The following is a 1,916-nucleotide window of genomic DNA, read 5'->3' on the forward strand; positions in this document are numbered from 1 at the left end:
CGGCCCGGTCGATGGGCCGTCCCGTGCGCACCGTGGTGGCCGAGGCCGGCCTGCACGAGCGCAACGAGCCGGCGAAGGCAGGCCAGGTCAGCGCAGCGCCTGCACCGCGTCGCGCGGCGACGGCTCCATCGGCACGAAGTCCTGGACCGTGACGATGCCGCCCGGCTCCAGGTCGACCGGCTGCAGGCCGACGGGACGTCCGTCGCGGAACGTCACGATCGTCACCTGGGCGGCCCGGCGCAGCTTGCTGCCCAGGGCGAAGGCGTAGACCGCGCCCCCGGTGGACGCCGTCGTGAGCGTTACCGTGCGGCGCCCGTTCTCGCCCTCGACGACGTCGGGCCCGACCTGGCGGTGCAGGTGGCCGGACAGCACGAGGTCGACGCAGCCGGACGCGGCCAGCTGCTTGGCCGACGACGCGCTGTGCACGAGCGCGACGGACACGTCGCCGTCCTCGCACGCCGCCTCGGTGAGCGCCTCGTCCTGCTGCTTCAGGGCGGCGCTGTTGTCGGCCGCGTCGCCCTCGTAGCCGGACGTCAGCCCCGAGCTGCGCGGGTCGCTGATGCCGATGAAGCGGACGCCCTCCACGTCGACCGGCTCGCCGTCGAGCACGGTGAATCCGGCGTCGTCGTACCAGCGCTGGATGTGGCCGCCGGTGTCGTGGTTGCCGGCGACGGCGACGACCGCGAGGTCGCGCATCTCGCGGGCCAGGGAGTTGACGCTGAACTCCTCCCACGAGCCGCCGACCGAGGTGTCGTCGCCCAGGTCGAGCACCATCGAGGCCTGCGCCTGGTCGGCGATGGCCCGGGCGACCTGGTCCATGCCGATGTTGTCGTGCCGGTCGGTGACGACGAGGGCGGTGGTCTCGCCCTCCTGCGGCGTGCGGACCACGGCCTGGGACGCGGTCTCGGCCAGGTCGCCGTAGAAGCTGACCGACTCGCGGTAGGTGGCCAGGGCGCCCTCGACGAGCGCGCTGCCGCCGGACGCGGCCGCGCCCTGGGCGATCTGCACCGTGTCGAGCACGGGGTCGGTGCCGTCGAGCTCGGGGAAGACGCCGGTGATCGGCCGCCACGACCGGTCGCCGGCCACGTCCGCGTAGTCGACCGGCAGGGCGATCGCCACGACCGACCCCGCGACCAGCGCGGTGACGGCGACGCCGCCGACGATCGTGCGCCGCGACGGGGTGACGCAGCCGCTCGCCGAGGCGGTGCGCACCTCGCGCCGGCGCGCGGGCCCGGTCACGCGCCACACGCCGACGGCGAGCAGCACGGTCAGCACGCCGGCGCCCGCACCCTTGGCCAGCGCGACCCAGGCCATGTCCTGGACGGTCGAGGTGACCTTGCGGATCTCACCGGCCGGCTGGCTGGCGATGACCGCGTCCTGGGCGGCGAGCTGCTCCAGCGACGTGACCTGGCTGTCGCCGAGGTCGATCTCGACGCCGATGCCGGCCGTGCCGTCGACCGGCACCCGCACCGTCGGCAGCAGCGGCCCGAAGTCGAGCGTGGCCCAGCCGTCGAGCGTCGGGCGTACCAGCGAGGAGTGCGCGCCGATCGACACCTCGCGCTCGCTGTGCAGAAAGGCGGTGAGCGCGACGGCCAGCGTCACGACCAGGCCCAGGACGAGGGCCGCGAGCGCGGCGAGCAGCCGCCTCATCGGACCCGCTTCAGCCAGCGGTCGCTGGTGCCCACGGTGGTCAGCAGCTGCGTGGCGCGGGTCAGGACGACGTAGAGCGTCCGCCAGCCCGAGGGCGACTCGTCGGTGATCTCGTCGGGCTCGAGCACCACGACCGCGTCGAACTCCAGGCCCTTGGTGTCGAGGCCGTCGAGGACGCGCACGCGGTCGCCGTGCCGGGCCAGGGCGTCGGCCAGCTCGGTGCCGGGCCCGCTCCGCGGCGGGTCACCGCGGTGACGACGGCGATC

The 1,916-nt window shown here is 74.7% G+C and carries 2 protein-coding genes; both read right to left on the reverse strand.

Features of this window, described 5'->3' with window-relative positions; all coding sequences use genetic code 11:
- Window positions 1–87: 87 nt before the first annotated feature.
- On the reverse strand, window positions 88–1,650 hold the full coding sequence (locus AC2W7G_RS15055; protein WP_485869156.1) for a metallophosphoesterase family protein: 1,563 nt from the start codon (window positions 1,648–1,650) through the stop codon (window positions 88–90).
- The coding region (locus AC2W7G_RS15060) for an ATP-binding domain-containing protein (protein ID WP_485869157.1) at window positions 1,647–1,916 on the reverse strand (270 nt) is incomplete at its 5' end. The genes AC2W7G_RS15060 and AC2W7G_RS15055, both read right to left, overlap by 4 nt.

This window comes from Aeromicrobium sp. PFPM2_SD2, assembly GCF_057364525.1.